The 21,242-nt window shown below is 44.7% G+C and carries 19 protein-coding genes and 1 tRNA gene; 15 read left to right on the plus strand and 5 right to left on the minus strand.

The annotated features are described in order from the left end of the window. Nucleotides 1-37: 37 nt before the first annotated feature. From tsaB to rnd, 6 genes are all read left to right on the plus strand, one after another. A complete protein-coding gene (gene tsaB, locus ED652_RS09470; RefSeq protein WP_017074519.1) occupies nucleotides 38-739 on the plus strand; it encodes a tRNA (adenosine(37)-N6)-threonylcarbamoyltransferase complex dimerization subunit type 1 TsaB in 702 nt (233 codons plus the stop codon). Nucleotides 740-830: 91 nt separating this feature from the next. Next, nucleotides 831-1,136, plus strand: a complete 306-nt coding sequence (locus ED652_RS09475; protein ID WP_017074520.1) for a hypothetical protein — start codon at nucleotides 831-833, stop codon at nucleotides 1,134-1,136. 39 nt (nucleotides 1,137-1,175) lie between these two features. After that, the gene (locus ED652_RS09480) at nucleotides 1,176-1,736 is read left to right on the plus strand and encodes a Slp family lipoprotein (protein WP_122054511.1); all 561 of its coding nucleotides are present in this window, start codon (nucleotides 1,176-1,178) and stop codon (nucleotides 1,734-1,736) included. Nucleotides 1,737-1,788: 52 nt separating this feature from the next. After that, on the plus strand, nucleotides 1,789-2,730 hold the full coding sequence (locus ED652_RS09485) for an alpha/beta fold hydrolase (RefSeq protein ID WP_122054513.1): 942 nt from the start codon (nucleotides 1,789-1,791) through the stop codon (nucleotides 2,728-2,730). A 106-nt stretch (nucleotides 2,731-2,836) separates the two neighbouring features. After that, nucleotides 2,837-4,531 (plus strand): long-chain-fatty-acid--CoA ligase FadD, encoded by a 1,695-nt coding sequence (gene fadD / locus ED652_RS09490; protein ID WP_004734190.1) that lies wholly within the window; start codon nucleotides 2,837-2,839, stop codon nucleotides 4,529-4,531. 142 nt (nucleotides 4,532-4,673) lie between these two features. Beyond that, nucleotides 4,674-5,792: a ribonuclease D gene (gene rnd / locus ED652_RS09495; RefSeq protein ID WP_122054541.1), complete on the plus strand. Its 1,119-nt coding sequence runs from the start codon at nucleotides 4,674-4,676 to the stop codon at nucleotides 5,790-5,792. Between the two features lie 120 nt (nucleotides 5,793-5,912). Here rnd and minE read toward each other — a convergent pair whose 3' ends face one another. Genes minE through minC form a run of 3 tightly spaced genes read right to left on the minus strand, consistent with a single transcriptional unit; the run spans nucleotide 5,913 to nucleotide 7,679 of the window. Further along, complete coding sequence (gene minE, locus ED652_RS09500) at nucleotides 5,913-6,176, minus strand: cell division topological specificity factor MinE (RefSeq protein WP_010436847.1); 264 nt, start codon at nucleotides 6,174-6,176, stop codon at nucleotides 5,913-5,915. Between the two features lie 6 nt (nucleotides 6,177-6,182). Beyond that, complete coding sequence (minD, locus tag ED652_RS09505; RefSeq protein WP_009848498.1) at nucleotides 6,183-6,995, minus strand: septum site-determining protein MinD; 813 nt, start codon at nucleotides 6,993-6,995, stop codon at nucleotides 6,183-6,185. 21 nt (nucleotides 6,996-7,016) lie between these two features. Then, nucleotides 7,017-7,679, minus strand: coding sequence for a septum site-determining protein MinC (gene minC / locus ED652_RS09510; protein WP_004734174.1), 663 nt, complete (start codon nucleotides 7,677-7,679; stop codon nucleotides 7,017-7,019). Nucleotides 7,680-7,900: 221 nt separating this feature from the next. On the opposite strand from minC, the gene ED652_RS09515 reads away from it, so the two are divergent. The 5 genes from ED652_RS09515 (at nucleotide 7,901) to ED652_RS09535 (ending at nucleotide 13,715) form a co-directional block, all read left to right on the plus strand. After that, nucleotides 7,901-8,191: a YcgL domain-containing protein gene (locus ED652_RS09515; protein ID WP_017110315.1), complete on the plus strand. Its 291-nt coding sequence runs from the start codon at nucleotides 7,901-7,903 to the stop codon at nucleotides 8,189-8,191. A 29-nt stretch (nucleotides 8,192-8,220) separates the two neighbouring features. After that, nucleotides 8,221-9,219: a lytic transglycosylase domain-containing protein gene (locus tag ED652_RS09520; protein ID WP_122054514.1), complete on the plus strand. Its 999-nt coding sequence runs from the start codon at nucleotides 8,221-8,223 to the stop codon at nucleotides 9,217-9,219. Between the two features lie 170 nt (nucleotides 9,220-9,389). Then, entirely contained in the window at nucleotides 9,390-10,310 is a 921-nt protein-coding gene (locus tag ED652_RS09525) for a LysR family transcriptional regulator (RefSeq protein ID WP_102363816.1), read from the plus strand. Nucleotides 10,311-10,515: 205 nt separating this feature from the next. Beyond that, nucleotides 10,516-11,715, plus strand: coding sequence for a NupC/NupG family nucleoside CNT transporter (locus tag ED652_RS09530; RefSeq protein WP_122054516.1), 1,200 nt, complete (start codon nucleotides 10,516-10,518; stop codon nucleotides 11,713-11,715). A 185-nt stretch (nucleotides 11,716-11,900) separates the two neighbouring features. Continuing rightward, entirely contained in the window at nucleotides 11,901-13,715 is a 1,815-nt protein-coding gene (locus ED652_RS09535) for a sodium:proton antiporter (RefSeq protein ID WP_122054518.1), read from the plus strand. A 119-nt stretch (nucleotides 13,716-13,834) separates the two neighbouring features. On the opposite strand, the gene folD is transcribed toward ED652_RS09535, so the two are convergent. Next, entirely contained in the window at nucleotides 13,835-14,692 is an 858-nt protein-coding gene (folD, locus tag ED652_RS09540) for a bifunctional methylenetetrahydrofolate dehydrogenase/methenyltetrahydrofolate cyclohydrolase FolD (protein WP_017110310.1), read from the minus strand. 211 nt (nucleotides 14,693-14,903) lie between these two features. Between folD and ED652_RS09545 the strand changes: the two genes are divergently transcribed. Next, nucleotides 14,904-14,980 (plus strand) — tRNA-Arg (locus tag ED652_RS09545). A gap of 205 nt (nucleotides 14,981-15,185) precedes the next feature. Here the strand turns inward: ED652_RS09545 and ED652_RS09550 are convergent. Continuing rightward, nucleotides 15,186-16,901 carry an IucA/IucC family siderophore biosynthesis protein gene (locus ED652_RS09550; protein ID WP_122054520.1) on the minus strand — a complete coding sequence of 572 codons (1,716 nt, stop codon included), beginning with the start codon at nucleotides 16,899-16,901 and terminating at the stop codon, nucleotides 15,186-15,188. 151 nt (nucleotides 16,902-17,052) lie between these two features. On the opposite strand from ED652_RS09550, the gene ED652_RS09555 reads away from it, so the two are divergent. From ED652_RS09555 to ED652_RS09565, 3 genes are read left to right on the plus strand one after another with little or no spacing between them, the layout of a single operon-like run. Beyond that, a complete protein-coding gene (locus tag ED652_RS09555; protein WP_122054521.1) occupies nucleotides 17,053-18,216 on the plus strand; it encodes an MFS transporter in 1,164 nt (387 codons plus the stop codon). A gap of 32 nt (nucleotides 18,217-18,248) precedes the next feature. Then, on the plus strand, nucleotides 18,249-20,462 hold the full coding sequence (locus ED652_RS09560; RefSeq protein WP_122054523.1) for a TonB-dependent receptor: 2,214 nt from the start codon (nucleotides 18,249-18,251) through the stop codon (nucleotides 20,460-20,462). A 9-nt stretch (nucleotides 20,463-20,471) separates the two neighbouring features. Beyond that, nucleotides 20,472-21,242, plus strand: coding sequence for an ABC transporter ATP-binding protein (locus ED652_RS09565; RefSeq protein WP_122054525.1), 771 nt, complete (start codon nucleotides 20,472-20,474; stop codon nucleotides 21,240-21,242).

A 21,242-nucleotide genomic window follows, 5' to 3' on the forward strand; every position in this document is an offset into this window, starting at 1 on the left:
TTATTTTTAGATTAGATAACGAATATTTGAGACACGAATGAGCGCGAAAATTCTTGCAGTAGATACCGCAACTGAAAACTGTTCAGTTGCACTAGTAATGGGTGACCAGGTGTTCGCACGTAGCGAAGAGGCTCCTCGAGACCATACGAAAAAAATTCTACCTATGGTTGATGAAGTACTGAAAGAAGCGAACATCGCTTTAACAGATATTGACGCAATCGCGTTTGGCCAAGGCCCAGGCAGCTTCACGGGTGTACGTATTGGTATTGGTATTGCTCAAGGCTTAGCTTTTGGTGCTGATTTACCGATGATCGGTGTCTCTACACTGGCAGCGATGGCGCAGGGCAGCTACCGTAAATTTGGTGAAACTCACGTAGCAACAGCGATTGATGCTCGCATGAGTGAAGTGTACTGGGCTCGTTACAGCCGTGAACAAGACGGTCGTTGGACTGCAGTTGATGCTGAATGTGTCACACCTCCAAGCGAATTGGCTGCGCAGCTTGAAGTGGATTCTGAGACATGGGCAAAAGTAGGCACCGGTTGGGAAGCGTACGCAGAGCACATGGATACACTAGCGATCAACACTAAAGCGTGTGAGGTTCTGTTCCCAGAAGCTCAAGATATGGCGTTCCTTGCTCAATTTGCTTATGCAGAAGGCAAAGCGGTTGCAGCTGAAGAATCTGAGCCAGTTTACCTGCGTGACAAAGTGACGTGGAAGAAACTGCCAGGTCGCGAGTAAATACGTATTACTTTGGCTCTGCATTCACTTTGCAGAGCCAAAATTAAAACAGATACAAAATCATTAAAATTAGGTACAAAATTCCTTAAGCATGGTTTCAATAAACGGCTTACCTCCTTCTTCGATAGGCAATACATCCAAAACCAATCGAACCAATAAAAAGAACGAGGTAAAAAAAGGCGATGCAAAAACCTCAGTTGGTCAGCCAACTAAGGTCGCGAATGCTGTCTCGCATTCCATTCGCCAAGTCAAAGAATCTGAGATTCACAAAGCTCAGGTTCAATATGATCTTCCAGAAGGGCGTGGACGACGTGCGATGGAAGAGTATATGGATGTGATGAATCAAGCTAAAAAAGAGGAACTTGCGAAGCTTATTGGGGTCGATATTTATATCTAGCTTTGTGCTTTTATTTATCCTGTTCTAAGGACCAGCATTATGTTTTCTCTCATTTCTAAATCTCGCTTATTTTTCCTTGTCGCTTTCTCTTCGATGGTGATGGGCTGCTCTTCTTTGCCTGAAGAACTTAATGCAAACTCTGAACAAGTCGTGACAGACTACCAAGAGTGGGTAAACACAGTGCCAGACGCTGGTGATGTTCGCTTAGGTGGTGTGATTGCCAAGGTGACAAACTTACAAGATAAGACTCGTGTTGAAGTGGTTAACATGCCGATCTCAAGCAGCGGTAAGCCAGATATTGATGCCGAACCAAAAGGGCGCTTTGTCGCTTACATTGATGGTTATGTTGAGCCATTGAGTTTTGCTGAAGGTCGTTTAGTCACTTTGGTGGGCACATCGAACGGCACAGAAGATGGCACTATTGGTGATTATCCTTATACTTTTCCGGTAATGAATGTTTATAACCAACGCTTGTGGCAAATCACAGAAAGAGTGGTTGTGAACGATTTTTCTCCTACTTATTACTCATGTCGCAGCTTACATTGTCGTAGTTTTCAAACGATGCCAAGACAAGGGCGCGTAATTAAAGATGTCGAGTAGTTAGACTAGTTTAGGATTAATGGATACATCAGACAGGAATAACAAACTATCAATGATTGAAAAGTCATATTCTCTTGCGAGCGGGACGCTTGCAACACAACAGATTGGTAACCCCGAAACGACCGCTACGACGGTCGTTTTTATTCATGGGTGGTTAGATAACTCAGCGAGCTTTTCTTCTGTTATATCGAATCTAGAAGTACTTTTACCAAATTCTCATTTGGTTGCTATTGACCTCTTTGGCCATGGGTTTTCATCGCATAAGTCGGGCAGTTACTACCCATTTCACGACTATATCGACGATTTGCATCAGTTGGTGACTAAATTATCGCCAAACAGACTGGTACTAGTAGGACATTCACTTGGTGCATTGATCGCAAGTTGCTATAGTGCCGCCTTTCCTGAAAAGGTGTCAGGATTAATCCAAATTGAAGGTCACGGACCTCTTTCTGAAGCTCCCCACGAAACAGTCTCTCGCTTGAGAGATGGGGTACTCAGTCGTCTTCGACAGCGAAGAAAGCCTTCACGTCCTCTAGCAAGTCTTGGGGATGCTATTAAGCTGAGAGCTCACGCCAATCAAATCAAAGCAGAACTTATTGCTCCTATTGTTGAACGAGGAATCGTTGAGCTAGGTACTATTGATCAAGCTGCTTTTGAGCAAGCGACAGTAGATCACGTTGCTTTTGATCAAGTGACTGTAGATCAGGGTATTGCCGAGTTCGATAACTCTTGGCAATGGCGATGCGACCCTAACCTAAAATGTGACTCGTTATATCGAATGTCACAAGCGCATGCTGAAGCGATCATGGCGGCTATTGAATGCCCTCAATTAATAGTTTTAGGAAATGATGGATTCCGACATTTGCAGCATAATCGCTACAAATCAGCCCATAGTTCTCTGAATATAGAGACTGTTCCTGGCGGACATCATTGCCATTTAGAGAGCCCAGAGCTAGTTTCAGAGCTAATTCTTGGTGTAGTTAACAAAATTTAAACAAGTGTTTGAGCCTTTTAGTGCTCATGCACTAAAGCTGTGCTGTAATACCGCAATGATAAAAAGCGGCGAAGCAGTCGTCAGCTGATAAACGAGGAGTAACATAGTGGACAAACCTTGGCTTTCACGTTATCCAAGTGACGTACCAGAGACGATCAACCCAGATCAGTACCCATCTCTTATTGAAATGTTCGAACAGTCGGTACAGAAGTACGCAGACCAACCAGCATTCGAGAACATGGGGTCTATCATGACATTCCGTAAGCTTGAAGAGCGCAGTCGTGCTTTTGCTGCTTACTTGCAGAATGATCTAAAACTGAAGAAAGGCGATCGTGTCGCGCTGATGATGCCAAACTTGCTGCAATACCCAATTGCACTCTTTGGTGTACTGCGTGCAGGTATGATTGCAGTGAACGTCAACCCACTGTACACGCCTCGTGAACTTGAACACCAATTGAATGACTCTGGCGCAAAGGCGATTGTTATCGTTTCTAACTTTGCGAGCACACTAGAGAAAGTCGTTGATAAAACTCCGGTTAAACACGTTGTGCTAACCAGCTTGGGGCAAATGCTGCCACGAGCGAAAGGTACGATTGTCGACTTCGTAGTGAAATACGTAAAAGGCATGGTGCCTAAGTACGATCTGCCGGGTGCTATCTCATTCAGAAAAGCGCTGCATAAAGGCCGTCGCCTACAGTATGTGAAGCCATTTATGGCTGGCGATGACATCGCATTCCTACAGTACACTGGTGGTACAACGGGCGTAGCGAAGGGCGCAATCCTAACGCACCGCAATATGATTGCGAACGTACTTCAAGCTAAAGGGGCATACAGCCCGGTACTGCAAGAAGGCCGTGAGTTGGTGGTAACGGCATTGCCGCTTTACCACGTGTTTGCATTGACTGTGAACTGCTTACTGTTTGTTGAAATGGGCGGTCGTAACCTTCTGATCACCAACCCGCGTGACATTCCTGGCTTTATTAAAGAGCTGCAAAAGGTTCCGTTTACCGCGATTACTGGCGTAAACACCTTGTTCAATGCGCTCGTGAATAACGAAGATTTCCACGAGTTAGACTTCAGTAACATGCGTTTATCTGTTGGCGGCGGTATGGCGGTTCAACGCGCTGTTGCTGAGCAATGGAAGAAAGCGACAGGTGTCCATCTACTTGAAGGTTATGGTTTAACCGAGTGTGCTCCTCTGGTAACGGGTAACCCTTACGATCTGAAAGACTACACGGGTGCAATCGGCCTGCCAGTACCATCAACAGAAGTTCGTATTGTTGATGATGAAGGTAAAGTGGTTGGCAATGACCAAGTGGGTGAATTGCAGGTTCGTGGTCCTCAAGTGATGCAAGGCTACTGGCAACGTCCAGAAGCGACCAAAGAAGTGATTGACCAAGACGGTTGGTTATCGACGGGTGATATCGTTAAGTTTGATGACGAAGGCTTGCTGTACATCGTAGACCGTAAGAAAGACATGATTCTTGTGTCGGGCTTCAACGTTTACCCGAACGAGATTGAAGATGTTGTGGCTCTGCATGGCAAAGTGTTAGAAGTTGCGGCTATCGGTCAACCTCACGAAGTGTCAGGTGAGTTAGTTAAGATTTACGTTGTGAAACGTGACCCTAGCCTAACCAAAGAAGATATTATCGCGCACTGCCGTGAACACCTAACAGGCTACAAGATCCCTAAATTGATTGAGTTCCGTGAAGAACTACCAAAAACCAATGTAGGTAAAATCTTGCGCCGAGTGCTTCGTGAAGAAAACGACGCAGAGCTTGCCAAACGCGCAAGCGAGTAATGCTCGGGTTTGCGATAAATTTGCCCCCGAAACCATTCAGGCGCTTAATCTAAGCGAGCGCTGAAAAATGGTGTTAGAATGCCGACAGTTAATGTCGGCATTTTTGTATCCGGCGATCAAAGTAAAATCAGTGAGAGTTTTTGTGGATTATCAAATCATTACCCAAGTGAAAGACCTTGAGCGAGTTTGCCAACAAGCACGTGAAGCCGATGTTGTTATGCTTGATACAGAGTTCGTTCGTACAAGAACCTATTACCCTCAATTAGGCTTAATTCAGTTATTTGATGGTGAAACGCTGTCACTGATTGATCCTATTGCTCTTGATGAAATGACACCGTTTGTTGGGCTATTGAAAGACACGTCAGTACTGAAAGTGTTACATGCGTGTGGCGAAGATCTGGAAGTGTTCCAGAACGCATTTGGTTGTACGCCAACGCCAATGGTTGATACGCAGATCATGGCAGCCTTCTTAGGACATGGTCTTTCAACTGGCTTTGCAGCTCTAGTTTCTGAGTTTGTAGGCGTTGACCTAGATAAGAGTGAATCTCGCACCGACTGGCTAGCGCGTCCTCTTTCTCAAAAGCAACTCGACTACGCAGCAGCAGACGTTCACTACTTGATGCCAATGTACAACAAGCTTCTAGAAAAAGTGATGGAAGCGGGCTGGTGGGAAGCGGCGCAGCAAGAGTCTGATTTACAAGTAGCTAAGCGCATCCGTAAAGCAAACCCAGACAACGCTTACCTTGATATTAAAGGCGCGTGGCAGCTAAAACCTCAGCAACTCGCTATTTTAAGACCGCTAGCAACTTGGCGTTTAAAAGAAGCGATTAAGCGTGATTTAGCGCTGAACTTTGTCTTTAAAGAACAAGATCTATGGGCCGTAGCTCGATTCGCGATGAAAGATCCTAAGCATATGGAGCAGGAAGGTTTTGATTACCGTTCTGTACGTCGCCATGGTGCGAAGATCAGCTCAATCGTGAAATTGGCTGAGCATACACCGGAAGAAGAGTACCCAGCGCCAGTAGAACGTCTAATGGACTACCCAGGTTACAAGCAACTCTTCAAAATGTTGAAAGATGAAGTGAAAACAGCATCGCAACACAGTGGTTTAGCGACCGAGTTTTTGGCGTCGAAGAAGCAACTTAACCAAGTGTTAAGCTGGATTTGGAAGTACGATCGTAACCCAGAGAAGCTGCCTGATGTCATGCAAGGTTGGCGCTTAGACGTGGTTGGTGAGAAGCTAAACAAAGCAATCAAGTAACCGTATATCTATATCTGCAGTAAGCAACGAATGCTTTTAGAGATAAAAGTTTCATACACAAAAAAGAGAGCCTAGGCTCTCTTTTTTATTGAATATTGATAAGCAAAGCTCAGGCTCTAGTTATCGATCTTCTTCTGGAAGCTTAACGTTCAGCTCTAATACGGAGATGTCGTCATCTTTGTGTTCGAAAGTCAGATCAACCATTGATGGATCGACTTCCACATACTTCGCAATACACTTCAAGATGTCTTCTTTCAGTTGCGGTAAGTATGACGGTGCAGGGTCGTCATGGCTGCGTCGCTCAGCAACAATGATCTGCAAACGCTCTTTGGCTAGGTTTGCGGTTGTCTTTTTTTGTGGTCTGAAAAACTCTAGTAATGACATTGCGTATTAGCCCCCGAACAGTCTTTTGAAGATGCCTTTCTTCTGTTCCGTTAAGAAACGGAAGTCCACTTGGCTACCCAGTAGTCGCTCTACAGTATCATTGTAAGCCATACCCGCGTCGGTTGCTTCGTCAAAGATAACTGGAACACCCTTGTTTGACGCGTTCAGTACTGCTTGGCTCTCTGGAATCACACCCAGTAGAGAGATGTGCAGGATTTCTTCAACGTCTTCAACACTGAGCATCTCACCTTGAGTTACACGTGCTGGGTTGTAGCGAGTCAGTAGAAGGTGTGTTTTCACTGGCTCTAATCCGTCTTCTGAACGACGAGACTTAGAATCAAGAATACCTAGAATACGGTCTGAATCGCGTACAGAAGAGACTTCAGGGTTGGTGGTTACAATCGCTTCATCAGCAAAGTAAAGCGCCATTAGAGCACCTTGCTCGATACCCGCAGGAGAATCACAGATGATGAAATCAAAGCCCATTTCATCCAGTTCATCAAATACACGACGAACGCCATCTTTCGTCAATGCGTCTTTATCACGAGTTTGAGAAGCAGGAAGAATGAACAGGTTTTCTGTGCGCTTGTCTTTGATCATTGCTTGGTTCAGCGTCGCTTCACCATTGATCACGTTAACGAAGTCGTACACAACACGACGCTCACAACCCATGATTAAATCTAGGTTACGCAGACCGATATCAAAATCGATAACCGCTGTTTTCTTCCCTTTCAGAGCTAAGCCAGAGGCAATAGCTGCACTGGAGGTCGTTTTGCCCACCCCGCCTTTACCTGACGTTACAACGATAATGCGTGCCATTCTTTTTTCCTTTTATTTCTCTTATATTGCGAGGACATCAACGTGTAATACATCGTTTGCCATACTGAACATGGTTTTCTTTTGCCAGTACTCGCTATCAATTTGATCGCTGAGCCAGTAATTTCCTGCAATGGAAACCAGCTCGGCTTGTAAATCATTACAAATTATTTTTGCTTCAGTTTGACCACTTGCACCTGCAATTGCACGACCGCGTAGCGTGCCATGAATGTGGATGCTGCCATCGGCAATCACTTCTGCACCTGCACTTACGTGGCTAAGAATCAGCAAATCACCGTCTTTGGCATACACTTGTTGGCCAGAACGAATCGGGGTTCTCACCACTTTTATCGGAGCCATTTTTGCCGGCGCTTGAGAGGGAGACTTGCTCGCTGTCATAACGGCAAAACCTGCATCTCTGGCTAAGTTTTGCATGCGCTTATCTGAGCAACCAGCTACACCAACCGGGATCATACCCGCTTGAGATATACCATTTTTGAGCTGTACGAAATCAATATCGCCAGCCACTTTGCTGATATTGATAACAACAGGTGCAGCCGCAAAAAAAGTGGGTGCTTGGTCTACCTTCTCTTGAAGAAAAGACACTGCATTTTCGACTTGATCATCGGATAAGTGCAAAACAGATAGCGTGAAACTGCTACCTTTTAGATCTGGGTTACTAGACATCGAAAACTACAGGACCTCAATTGCGGATAGGTACAATTTCTTTCATCTTAAAGATAAAGGGCATTGCCTGAAACTAGGTTTATCATGTTATATTCCCAAACCAAGCACAGCAAGTAATCTTGTTGTCAAATAAACGTTTTGTCCCCAATATTTCATCAACATAAACTATTGAACTCACAAGTGAGAGTTTTGTAGCCATAAACATTTAAAAAAGGTTTGTCATGCTGTGTTCTATATATAAAAGCTCAAAAAAAGAAGGAACATACCTTTATATCCCGAAAAAGGATGATTTCTCACAAGTCCCTGACGCATTGATGCAAATGTTTGGTAAACCTAGCTTTGTAATGGTAATTAAAATGGAAGGCCGCACGCTTGCCCAAGTCAGCATCGAAAAAGTGAAAGAGTCACTAAAAAACGATGGTTTCTTTTTGCAGGTTCCGCCTCCACCGGTTAACGAACTTGAACTGCATAAAGAGCGTAAAGCTCAGCAGAATGTTCAAGACGAAGAGTGATAGCCACCTAATTCAAGGAGGAATGATCGTTGAGTAAATTTTCTAAAACCCTATTAGCCGTGTCAGCATTGCTATTGGGCAATAGCCTGACTATCGGTTCAGTACAGGCTGAAGAGCTTAGCTTTGAACAATATGTAGAGAAGCTAAAGCAGCAAGGCCGTGAACAAGGCATTTCTGAAGCGATCATTGAAGAAGCCTTTGATGGCGTGACGTTTAAGCCGAGAGCTGTCAAAGCTGATAAAAACCAACCTGAGAAGAAACTGACTCTGGATGAATACATTCCACGTGCGGTTCCAGATTGGAAAGTGAAACAGGCAAGATCGCTCTATAAGAAACACTACACAGCGTTAAAGCGTATTGGTGACAAGTACGGTGTTCAACCAAGGTTCATTGTCGCTCTGTGGGGCGTAGAAAGTAATTTTGGCAAGTTCACTGGCAATTACAGTGTTATTGATGCTTTAACCACTATGGCTTACGAAGGGCGCAGAGAAGCGTTGTTCCGCAGCGAAGCGATGGCTGCGTTAACGATTCTTGACCAAGGCCATATCGCACCCAAAGATATGAAAGGTTCTTGGGCTGGCGCGATGGGGCAGCCTCAGTTTATGCCTAGCTCATTCTTAGCTTATGCCGCTGACGGTAACGGCGACGGTAAGAAAGATATTTGGGGCACTGAAGAAGACGTATTTGCTTCAGCGGCTAATTATCTCAGCCAATCAGGTTGGGATGACAAATATACATGGGGCCGTCAGGTTCACGTTCCGGTAACTGTGTCTATCGAGATGCAAGGTCGAGGTGAAGATAAAGCGAAATACTTAAAAGAGTGGTCTGAACTCGGCATTAAGCGCTTTGACGATCGCCCATTACCAACGCTTGATGAAGATATTAAAGCTTGGCTAATTATGCCAGACGATGAAACTGGCCGTTCTTACCTCATTTACAACAACTACAATGTGTTAATGAAGTGGAATCGTTCTTACTACTTTGCGTTGGCGGTTAGCCACCTAGCAGACAGAATTAAGTTTGATTAACAGACTTAATTTGATTAATAGCCTTAATTTGATTAATAGCCCTAGGTCGCTTTGAATAGCATTTGGCCTACTATAGGCAGAACGAACTAAAGGACTCTTCGGAGTCCTTTTTCTTTTATATTTCAGAGATTTTTAAAGGTGGTCTTGTGCTAACAGATAGAGCCGCACAGATGGTGATATTCCATGCGTTAATCAAGCATGAAGGCTTTACCAGTGCAGCAAAAAGTTTGAATGTGTCGGTGTCTCACATCAGTAAGCAAGTTGCTTTGCTCGAGGACTCGATAGGTATCAAGCTGGTGCAAAGAACCACACGCAGCCTGACACTAACCGAAGCAGGGGAAGTGTTCTATCAGCACTGCGAGCAGCTGTTCAATACGGTGAAAGCGGCTCAAATGGATATGGACAGCCAGCGTGATGATATCTCTGGGATATTCCGCATAGGCTTGTCTCAGTCATTTGGCACACTGCATATCATTCCTGCAATTGATCAGCTCAGGCAGCTCTATCCTCAGCTGAGAATCGAAGTGCACTTGTTCGACTACAAAGTGGACATGATTGAGGAGCGCTTGGATCTCTGGATCACCAACAATGAAGATTTGCCTGAAGGTTATATTGCGCAACGCTTAGCCGACAGTCAGTTTGTAGTGGCGGCATCACCAGATTATCTGATTAAAGCTGGTACTCCACACGTGCCTTCCGATTTGATTGAGCATAATTGCCTTATTTATCGCAGTCGTGAACGAGACTACACATCGTGGGCATTTGATAACGGCCAAGAAAACCTCAGTGTTAAAGTGGCGGGCGATTACTCGGTGGATTTAGCGGAAGCGGTACGAGATGCGGCAGTATCGGGTTGGGGCGTTGCTTATCTGGCGACTTACTTAGTCAAAGAAGAGTTCAGAACGGGCAAGCTCATCCAAGTATTACCAGAATGGCGAGCGAGTCAGTTGATGCCATTTTACGCTGTGTATCCGAGTAGAAAGAACATGCCGAAGAAGCTTTCTGCAGTGATTGAGTTCATCAAAGATCATATCGGGTCGCCAACTTATTGGGATGAAAACCTTAAAACCTGCGTTGAGCTGCACCGTTAACTGTTTCCTAATCTATAAATATAATTTCCATATGGAAAAAGTACGCTTTTTGAGCAAGTTAAATCATTAAAATTCAATGCTTTAATATAATCATAGATGAGGCAGTGATAATCCCAACATCACATTAACAACCGCACCTTGCCGCAAACGATTTCCTCTATACAATGCGTCGCCTTTCCTACCTACAACTTTTAGGTTGACGCATATGGCTTCCCTACTTGGAATTATCACTATTTTAGTAGCCGCTTGGTTACTATCTACGGACAGAAAAAATATCCCGCTAAGAACCGTCTCTTTGGCTTTCTTACTGCAAATTTCATTCGCGCTATTGGTTCTTTATGTGCCGATGGGTAAAGAAGTGTTGAATGCAGCTACTGGTGCGGTGTCTAGCTTGATCAACTACGGTCAAGAGGGGATTAACTTCCTATTTGGTGGCCTCACGAATAACGGATTTGTTTTCGCTATTAACGTTCTCGGCATCATTATCTTTTTCTCTGCACTGATTTCAGGTTTGTACCACATCGGCTTTATGCCAAAGGTGATCAACCTTATCGGCGGTGCTTTGCAAAAGTTCTTAGGTACAGGTCGTGCGGAATCACTGTCTGCAACGGCGAACATCTTTGTTGGCATGATTGAAGCACCATTGGTGGTTAAGCCTTACTTGAAGCACATGACGGATTCACAACTGTTTGCTGTGATGGTGTGTGGTTTGGCTTCTGTGGCTGGTGGTACGCTAGTGGGTTATGCATCGCTTGGTGTTGATTTGAACTACCTGATCGCTGCGGCGTTTATGTCTGCGCCTGCTGGTCTATTGATGGCCAAGATTTTGGTACCAGGTAACGCAGATGAGGCTCAAGAAAATATTGAGTCTGACGTTGAAATTCCACGAGCAACAAACGTCGTTGAGGCAATGGCAGATGGGGCTATGTCTGGACTTCGTATTGCCGTTGCAGTGGGTGCGACACTTCTGGCCTTTATCAGTGTGATTGCAATGCTGAATGGCTTATTAGGTATTGTTGGTGGTTGGTTTGGCGTAAACCTAAGCTTTGAACTTATCCTAGGTTATGTGTTCGCACCCGTTGCATGGCTGATCGGTGTGCCATGGTCTGAGGCTGTGGTTGCAGGCTCGCTGATCGGTAACAAAATCGTTGTGAATGAGTTTGTTGCTTTCATCCAGTTAATGGACGTAAAAGACGCACTGAGTGAGCACTCAAAAGCGATCGTTACTTTTGCACTATGTGGTTTTGCCAACATCTCTACGATGGCCATTCTGATTGGTGGTCTGGGTAGCTTAGTTCCAGAGCGTCGTTCTTTCATCTCACAATACGGTTTTAAAGCGATTTGTGCGGGTGTGCTTGCCAACTTAATGAGCGCAGCGATTGCTGGCGTGGTGCTTTCTCTGTAGCTAGATGATAAGTACAGAGTGGATGAGTCAGTCACTTTATTTCCCCTATAGTAAAGTGACTGATTAATCACACTAATATTCGGTTAGCATGAAAAAGAGAGCCTATAGTTTAATGACATAGGCTTTCTTGTTTCAGCAAATAGGTTTGTATCACAAGGTGTGGTACGTATTTTTTAGGGGCACAAATGGATTTGTCGATTACTTCATCCTTGGCGTTAATTGGACTGCTGTCCTTAACGTGTCAATTGTTAGGCTGGCGCTTACGTCTTCCTGCTATTCTTCCTCTTCTTATTGTCGGCCTACTTTTAGGTCCCGGTCTCAACATCCTTAATCCCGATGCCATTTTTGGTGACGTGCTATTTCCGCTGATTTCATTAGGCGTCGCTATTATTCTGTTTGAAGGTGCATTGACCCTGAATTTCAAGGAAATAAGAGGTCATGGTCGTATGGTGACGCACCTCGTGAGTTTCGGCATGCTGATTACTTGGGCGTGCATTGTCGTTGGTGCTTATTACTTTGTGGACTTCAGTTGGCCATTAGCCGCGCTGTTTGCTGCCTTAGTGGTGGTGACGGGGCCAACCGTGATTGTTCCCATGCTGCGCAGCATTCAGCCCAAATCTTCGTTAGGCAGCATCTTGCGCTGGGAAGGGATAGTGATTGACCCCATTGGCGCTCTGTTTGCCGTTCTTGTTTACGAATACATTGTTTCTTCAGCCGATCCTACAAGCCATGTACTGTCGGCCTTGGGGCTGACTCTAGCCATCGGTTTAGGCTTAGGGATCATCGGTGGCTATTTGATTGCCAAGATGCTGAAAGGGCATTGGGTTCCGCACTATTTGCGTAACGTGGCTGTACTGACGTTGATGTTGGCGGCGTTCTCTTTTTCCAATGACCTGAGTGAAGAGTCTGGCCTATTAACCGTGACCATTATGGGTATCTGGCTCGCCAACGTGAAAGGCTTGGATCTCGAAGACATTATTGAATTCAAAGAGACCCTAACCGTGTTACTCATTTCCGCCTTGTTTATCTTACTGGCGAGTCGACTCGATTCTGGGACTTTCCTCTCGATAGGTTGGGGCGGTATTGGCTTATTAGCGGTCGTCATGCTGGTGGCTCGTCCTTTGAGCGTGTGGATCAGCGGGATCGGCACGGATCTTACTTCAGCAGATAAATGGTTTTTGAGCTGGATGGCACCTCGCGGGATCGTTGCTGCTGCGGTTTCTTCTTTGTTTGCTATCAAGCTTCAAGAGAAGCAATTGATTGAAGGGGCTGACCTACTGGTTCCAATGGTGTTCTTGGTCATCATAGGCACGGTTGTGATTCAGAGTCTAACCGCAAGTTGGTGGGCGAGAAGGTTGGGTGTGACGCAAGAGAAAGCGCAAGGGGTTATCTTCTTCGGCGCGACTCATTTTGCAAGACAGTTTGCCAAGGTGCTGGCGACACACAATATCAACAGTGTGCTTGCCGATACCAACTGGGAAAGCATTCGTCTGGCGCGTATGGATAACCTGAATGTCTATTTTGGTAACCCAGCCTCAAGCCACGCGGAAAATAATCTGGAATTGGATGGAATAGGGCGCGCGATGATCGTCTCGCCTTATCGTCAAACCAACCCATTAGTCAGCATGCATTATCAAGATGAGTTCGGTGAAAACAAGGTATTTGAGCTTGAATCGACAGAAACTAAACACGAAAGGCATTCAGTGAGCCGAGATGGTAACAGAAGCCTGTTTTCGGAAGGAATTACCTATTCCAAGCTTAACTCCTTGATGGCTCAAGGCAGCCAAATTAAGAGCACGGGATTGACCGAGGCGTTTGACCTTAATGAGTTTAACGCGCTGTATCCTAAAGCGATTCCACTCGGTGTGATTACTGGTGGTGATTTCCGTTTAGTGACGCAAGGTTCTGATTTGGAAAAACTCATATCAACGGAGTGTGCGATCATTAGTTTATTGCCGCCCTCGGATCCAACGGAAAGAGCTGACACTCCAGATAAGTAGTGAGTGCTCTGTATTTAAAGCGAGTCGCTTTGTATCGAAAACGAATAGCTCAGTATCAAAAAAGCCGCAACGTTTTAACGCTGCGGCTTTCTAATTCTGTTTATGCTGTCGTTCGCAGATTATTTCGAGTGAAATTGCTCACAAGCGATCATGGTATTCTCGATTAGGCTCGCTACTGTCATTGGACCAACACCACCTGGAACTGGTGTGATGAAGCTTGCGCTCTCTTTCGCGACATCGTATTCAACGTCGCCAACGAGCTTGCCAGATTCCAAACGGTTGATGCCTACATCGACCACAACTGCGCCTTTCTTAATCCAAGCGCCAGGAATGAAGTTAGGCTTACCCACGGCTACCACAACAACATCTGCTTGACGTACATGACCTTCAAGGTCTTTGGTGAAGCGGTGACATGTTGTTGTCGTGCAACCTGCTAGAAGAAGCTCTAGGGTCATTGGGCGACCTACGATGTTTGATGCGCCAACAACAACCGCGTGCTTTCCGCGTAAATCGATGTTGTAACGGTCAAGCAGCGTGATGATGCCTTTAGGCGTACAAGAGCGTAGCTTAGGCATACGTTGAGCCAAACGGCCTACGTTGTATGGGTGGAAGCCATCAACGTCTTTCTCTGGCGTGATGCGCTCAAGAACGTGAGTGGTATCAATACCAGCAGGCAAAGGCAGTTGAACTAGGATTCCATCAATCTCAGGGTCTTCATTTAATTGGTCGACGAGCGTTAGCAGATCATTTTCGGTCGCCGTCGCTGGTAAATCAAAAGACTTTGAAACGAAGCCTACTTCTTGACACGCTTTACGCTTACTTCCAACGTAAACCTGAGAGGCAGGGTCTTCACCCACTAAAACTACCGCTAGGCCCGGAGCGCGTAATCCAGCTTCTGTACGAGCCTTTACACGTGCCGCAACTTCAGAGCGAACGGTTTGAGAAATTAGCTTTCCATCAATATTTTGAGCAGTCATGAATTTCCTTAGTATTGATATTCAAGTTAGTGGCTGATGTTTTGGGCGCATTATTCCAGAAAATCTTTTTGATTACCATCAGGCAAACGTTTGCTTTGGTCTATTTTCCAACACTTATAATCTCATTGCCCTTTTTTTACTCACTTGGATCAGAATGTTACACAAAGCCGTTGCTTTACTGATTCGAATTCGTATAATCCTTTCCTGTAGCGCGCCCTTAGCTCAGCTGGATAGAGCACCTCCCTTCTAAGGAGGTGGTCGAAGGTTCGAATCCTTCAGGGCGTGCCATATTCTATAAGCCCTGACAGCTTTTTAAGTTGTCAGGGCTTTGTCGTTTTTGGGGTTTGTAGTTAAGTATATGGTCAAGTAACGATGAATCTACAGGTATGGCAAAGTGAAAAAAGCCCACGATCAGAGGTCAATCAAGTGGGCAAATAAATCTTAACTTGTCGCTTCAAAGTTTGCGATAGCTCTTCTGGCGACTAAACATAAGCTATTGCATGAGTGGGTTATTAATTGGCTTTCCAATATCGGGCAGTGGTCTTTCGTTCGTATCCCCATAACCAATCTTAAATCTGACTCGATTTATGCAAATTTTATCGATTTTTGGAGTCATCAAATCAAATTGATTAAACCTCTCTTCAAGGTGTGAATGTTGTTCTTTATACGCCTGAATGACACGACGTAATAAGCGATAGAAGTCTACCTCTTCGAAGCCCAACGCCGCGATTTTAGGAGAAATAAACCTTAACACTGTAACAAAGTGACCAGTTAATAAGTCGTGGATCAAATAGTGTGGCGGTAATCGTGTGAGGGTTTCTTTGATAGATCCATCAAGCGAATTTAACTCGGAAAATTCTTGATTGACGATTCTTAAGTCGCCATGGAAATCCTTGATAATACAACCACAAGGTATATTGTCTTCTAGAACTAGAGTGATGTTTTGTCCATGCGCAACAAGACCAACGCCATACTTGCACATCAAATGGTAGAGTGGAACCACGACATGGCTAAACAGTTTTTCTAGCCACATCTCAATAGTGATACCTGATGCATCGATTAGAGAGCCAATTAAAGGCTTTCCGTTAAGGTCTCCTTGCATCAAAGCTGCCATAGTGATTGGACGTTTATGTTTTGCGATGATGTGCTCAGCACGCTCACGCCAAATGCACCCCAACATCTCTTGATATCGATAAGGTCCTTGCTCAAGTTGTGATTGAAATGGGTGGGGAGCATAAAAGCCTGCGACTTCTTGTTGAACATGTAAGCCAGCCGCTTTTAATGTTTCATCCGTTTTCGTGAGTTTATCTAGCCAAGAAGATAGCTCAGGTCCTTGAACAATAAATTTCCCTGGAATGCCACGATAACAAGAAGTATTGAGAATACTCAAAGCGGTTTTAGCGTCGTAAGCAATATGTTCAGAAGGTGAGCTGAGTGTACGAATGGACTGTTGAGCTTTCCAATCTGCTCCAGCTAGACCGAGATCGACGATATCACCGTTCATAAACAAGCAAGCATACTGACTGGTTAGAAATCGTTGGAACTGCCAAGGGTGAATGGCAACTAGCCAAAAATCTTGATATTGAGCCCCTAACTTTGTGTTTAATTGATCGAATTCTGCCTCACCAAGAACGTTTTTTAGAATGCTATCGTAGTTTGTCGACTGGGCAATTCCAGCTTCGCATTGAGATTTACGAATGGCCAACCAACGCAATTGAAATGGATTACCAGACTCTGGTGAGTATTGTTCTAAATTATCGGCACCCCAGCCAAGACGACCCTTGTTAGCAATTGCTTTTGGATGTGCATCGATATATTGCTGACGGTCGATTTCACTCATGGAAGTTAAATCGTCAGCTGTCATTCCTTCTAGCTTTTTCATTCTGACCATATCGCTGTAAAGGGTTTGCTGGACCTCTTCAAGCAGGTTAGCCAAGTTGATGTCAGATATTATTAAATATTCATTTAAATCAATAAGTAATTGAGATGCTAAAGGTGCTTTGCCACTTTCGCATTCTACACTGTCTTTGGCGATTTCAAGCATCCCCCAAATTGTGATACTGGCTTCAAAGTACCATTTGTCATTTTTGGTTTCTAAAAACCAAACCTTGTCCTGTTTCGTTGGTTCTAGAAGTTCTTCGTAGTGAAGTTCAGAGATGATTTTCGCGCACAGAGAGCGATTAACATTTAGCCAAGAGTTCTGTGTCATTGTGTCCAATCCGTTAGTAAGTTGATTTGTTTAATAAACCAAATGGTGATCATTATTTATAAAATGAATTTAAGTTCATAATATTATTGACACACTGCAACATAAATGGCAATTATATTAACAATCATTCTTATTTGCATTGTTGATCATTATGAAGTTGGCTTTTTATCTGGTATTGATATCGCTTGGTATCAACCAGACTCTGGTTGTTGCTGCTATTCCATCTTTGTCAGGTTGGCTTGAAGCATCTGATATCAACGCCTCGATGGGGGGGCTGGTGCTTGCCGTAAACATGAACCTTGTCAGTTACTGGCTTGGTGCCAGCCGTTGGGGAGCTGTTGTCAGTAAGCTTGGCTTTACAAAATCGTTTCAATTAGCTGCATTTGGCTATGCTTTCTCTTGCTTGACGTTTGTTGCCCTGATCTTAGGGGACGTACCGAATTTGTTGCTTTTAGGCGGAAGTCGATTTTTGATAGGCGCCTTTAGTTGCGCGTTTCTTCCTCTATCTCAAACTTTGTTAGCAACTAAAAATGATGCGACACCTGCGGCACTTTCTCGCTTAAGTAGTGCTCTCACGCTCGGAAGACTCGTTGGTCCAAGTTTGGTCTTTCTTCCTATGGAGTTTGGCTACTTACTTCTGCTTCCTATCGTCATGGTCTTGCCGTTATTTTTCACTCGCTGTGATGCAGGGCAGTGGAAAAAAAATGTCAATTCGACTTCTAAGAAATATTCGATAAAACCAATGCATTATTTTGCATTTACTGCCGCGCTGCTTACCACAGCCTTGGTCGCGGTATTCCAATTCTTTGTTTTACAGTTCTTATCTCTACACGGATATCAAGGGGAGAAAGGGACCGACATTTATGCGTCGTTGATGCTTGCAACGAGCATTTTGCTCGTGGTGTATCAACTTCGTTTTATACCATCTCTCAGTCAACGCCAATCCAATCACTTTATGGGTATCTTGTTATCTAGCCTAATTATTGGCAGTGCAACCTTAGTCATGTTTGGGATGAATTGGTGGGGTCTCGGGGGCTCACTTGTGTGGCTGCTCTTAGCCGTCGCAGGTTTACCGGCTTGGTATACCGCGAGATTACTTCAAAGTGAAAACGATACTTTAATGCAATCAAAGCTTAGCGGGTATTTAACTCGAGCTTATACAAGTGGACACATCCTAGGGACAGGATTTGCGGCATTGTTTCTTAATCAACAGTGGCTGCTCTCTATTTTGATCGGGCTTATCTCTGTCTCTCTAATCTATTGTGTGTTGCGGCTTAATTCATCGTCGGAATTGGAACAAGCACACACCTACTAATAATCTAATTAATAAGAATGGACACTAACGATATGAACACCACCACTCGATGCATGGCTAATCTTAGCCCAATTGCGTTATTGGTTTTTGCTAACCTTGCTCACGCTTCTGATACAGAGACCATTGTTGTAACCGCTAATCGAGCTGAAACGGCTATTTCGGATGTTGCAGCAACCATGTGGGTTGTTGACCAGCAAGAGCTAGAAAAAGTCATAAATACTGGTGCAGATCTCAAGAATGCTCTTGGTCAACTTATTCCGGGCTTTGATTTTGGTAGTGACGCACGAACTAACTTCTCTCAGAATTTGCGTGGTCGTACGGCTCTATTTATGATCGATGGTGTATCGCTGAACTCAACACGAAACATTAGCCGTCAATTGGATAGTATTGATCCTTTCAATATTGCTCGAATTGAGGTGCTTTCAGGAGCCACTTCAGTATACGGTGCCGGTGCTGCTGGCGGTATCATCAACATCATCACGAAAAAAGCGGAGAGCGACGAGCTAACATTTGAAACGAGAGTTGGTTCATCTTCTGGCTTCAACAACAGTGACGATTTGGCAAAAGAAATTGCGGTTGCGGTTTCTGGTGGACATGGCGATCTGAAAGGCAGACTTTCAGTTGCGTATAGTGGAACTGGCGGTGTGTACGACGCAAATGGTGATATCGTTCGCCCTGATATTACTCAAACAGATTTGCAGTTCAATGACACAATAGATGTGATGGCCAACGCTGAATACTCGTTTGATGAGCAGCAAACACTGTCTGTTAGCGCTCAATACTACAACAGCGAGCAAGACTCGGAGTATTCTACCTATCTTGGAGCAAACTTGGGTGGTCTTTTCAATGCTTCATTGATCGAGACGCGTAAAGGCTTGCAACTGGATGAACAGCCAAACACTGAAAGATACATGGTTAATGCTCAATACAGTCATGCCGATGTGTTAGGTGGCCAATTGTTAGCTCAAGCTTACTACCGTGATGAGTCTATTCGTTTCTTCCCATTCCCAACGATAACGCGAGTCTCTCTATCGCCTTTGCCAGGTAACATATACCCGCTCTACGGTGCTTCTGAGCAGAACACATCTGTGTTTGGTGCGAAGTTAGCATTAATTAAACAGTTTGAGTCTGTCTCTGCCACATTTGGATTAGATGCTTCTCAAGAGTCGTTTGATGCTAGTCAGACTATCTATGATCAAGCAACGTCAGTGGGCTCAGGTGGCATGGTATTCGTACCTTCTCAAACCGCACAACGTTACCCAGATGTGGATAGCCGTTTCATTGCGTTATTTAACCAGTTAGAAATGGAAGTGACATCAGACCTTACTGTTAGTGGTGGATTCCGTTATGAGCGTATTGAGCACGAAATTGGTGACCATGTTGGGGTTCTACAACAACATCTAGCGCAGCTTGGGTTGTATTCAAACCCAGATTCAATTGCTGGTGGTAAGACCGATTATGACGAGTGGCTGTTTAACTTAGGCGCGGTTTACCATTTAAACAAGACATCACAAGTGTGGGCAAATGTATCTCAAGGTTTTGATGTGCCAGATCCAGCTCGCTTCTTTGGGCAAGGTCAATACGATGGTCCATATGGTGAAGGTTCGAATCTAGTCTCTTCGACATCAGTATCTAACACCGAACTTCAAGGTGTTAAAACAAATGCTCTAGAGCTTGGTTGGCGTATGTCCGAAGGTGACTTAGATGCTCAAGTTGCGTCATACATTTCACTTTCAGATAAAACAGTAGATTACGATCGCTCCACATTTGCGGTTGTTGTAGAAGACGATGACAAACGTATCTATGGTGTTGAAGGTCAAGCAGTATATAGCTTCACGGACAGTATCTACTCAGGTGTGAATGCTCACTATGTGAAGAGTGAAACTAAAGTTTCTGGTGACTGGAAAGATCTATCTGCTGCATCAGCGAGTCCTAGTTCCGGTAGTGTGTGGTTTGGTTTCGATAACCTTGAATACGGCGCAGAGCTGAGGATCAATAGCTTCATAAGCTACGAAGATGATGATGGCGAAAAGCTGGAGAGTTACACCCTTGCTAACGTGTCATCTTACATGGCATTACCGGTTGGTCAGTTAAACCTAGGCATTTCAAACCTGTTCAACAGAGAGTACGAGACGCTTTGGAGCCAGCGTTCGCAAATGCTTTACGGTGCGAGTGTTCCTGAAGAAATTTTCACTCACAACGGTCAAGGCACTACCTTCTCTGTTGCTTACAGCGCGACATTCTAGGGTGTGAATGTGCTGAAATTTAACGATGTTTCCCTCCAGTTAGGAGGGAAACCTATTCTCAAACCAATGAGCGGTGGGTTCCCTCAAGGATCTATCACCGCCTTGATTGGTCCTAACGGCTCAGGGAAATCGACACTTTTGTCGGTGTTGAGTCAATTACGACAACCTGACACTGGAGAAATTCTACTTCGTGGTGATCAAGTCTCTAACTTGTCTCGAGCAAAGATCGCTCGCGAAATCGCTCTTATGCCACAGCGTAACCCAGTCCCTTCAACTTTATCCGTAGCAGACTTAGTCGCATTTGGTCGACATCCGCATCGCCCTTGGTATCGCCGTTTAGATGCGCAAGACAAAGAAGCCATTGATTGGGCAATTTCTGTGTCTGGCATTGAACATTATCGAGACCGATTATTGAGCGGCCTTTCTGGTGGTGAATTGCAGCGTTGCTGGCTAGCTATGGTACTTGCTCAAGATACTCCACTTTTGATGTTGGATGAGCCAACGTCTTGGTTGGATATCCATCACCAACAAGGGTTATTGGAAATTGTTAAACGACTCAATGAAGAGTTTGGTAAAACCATTATTTGGGTACTCCATGATTTGAACCAAGCCCTTCAATACAGCGATAGAGCCATGATGCTGCAAAATGGAGATTTAGTTGCTTCTGGTTTGGTCGATGATGTGATCACTGCAGAAAGAGTGAGTCATATCTATCAAACTCCAGTTCGTGATCACGATATCGATGGGCAGCGAATTTTGTGGACGGAGGTTCGTGCATGA

The organism is Vibrio sp. Evd11 (assembly GCF_900382755.1).
In the GTDB taxonomy this organism is placed as follows: Bacteria; Pseudomonadota; Gammaproteobacteria; order Enterobacterales; family Vibrionaceae; genus Vibrio; species Vibrio lentus.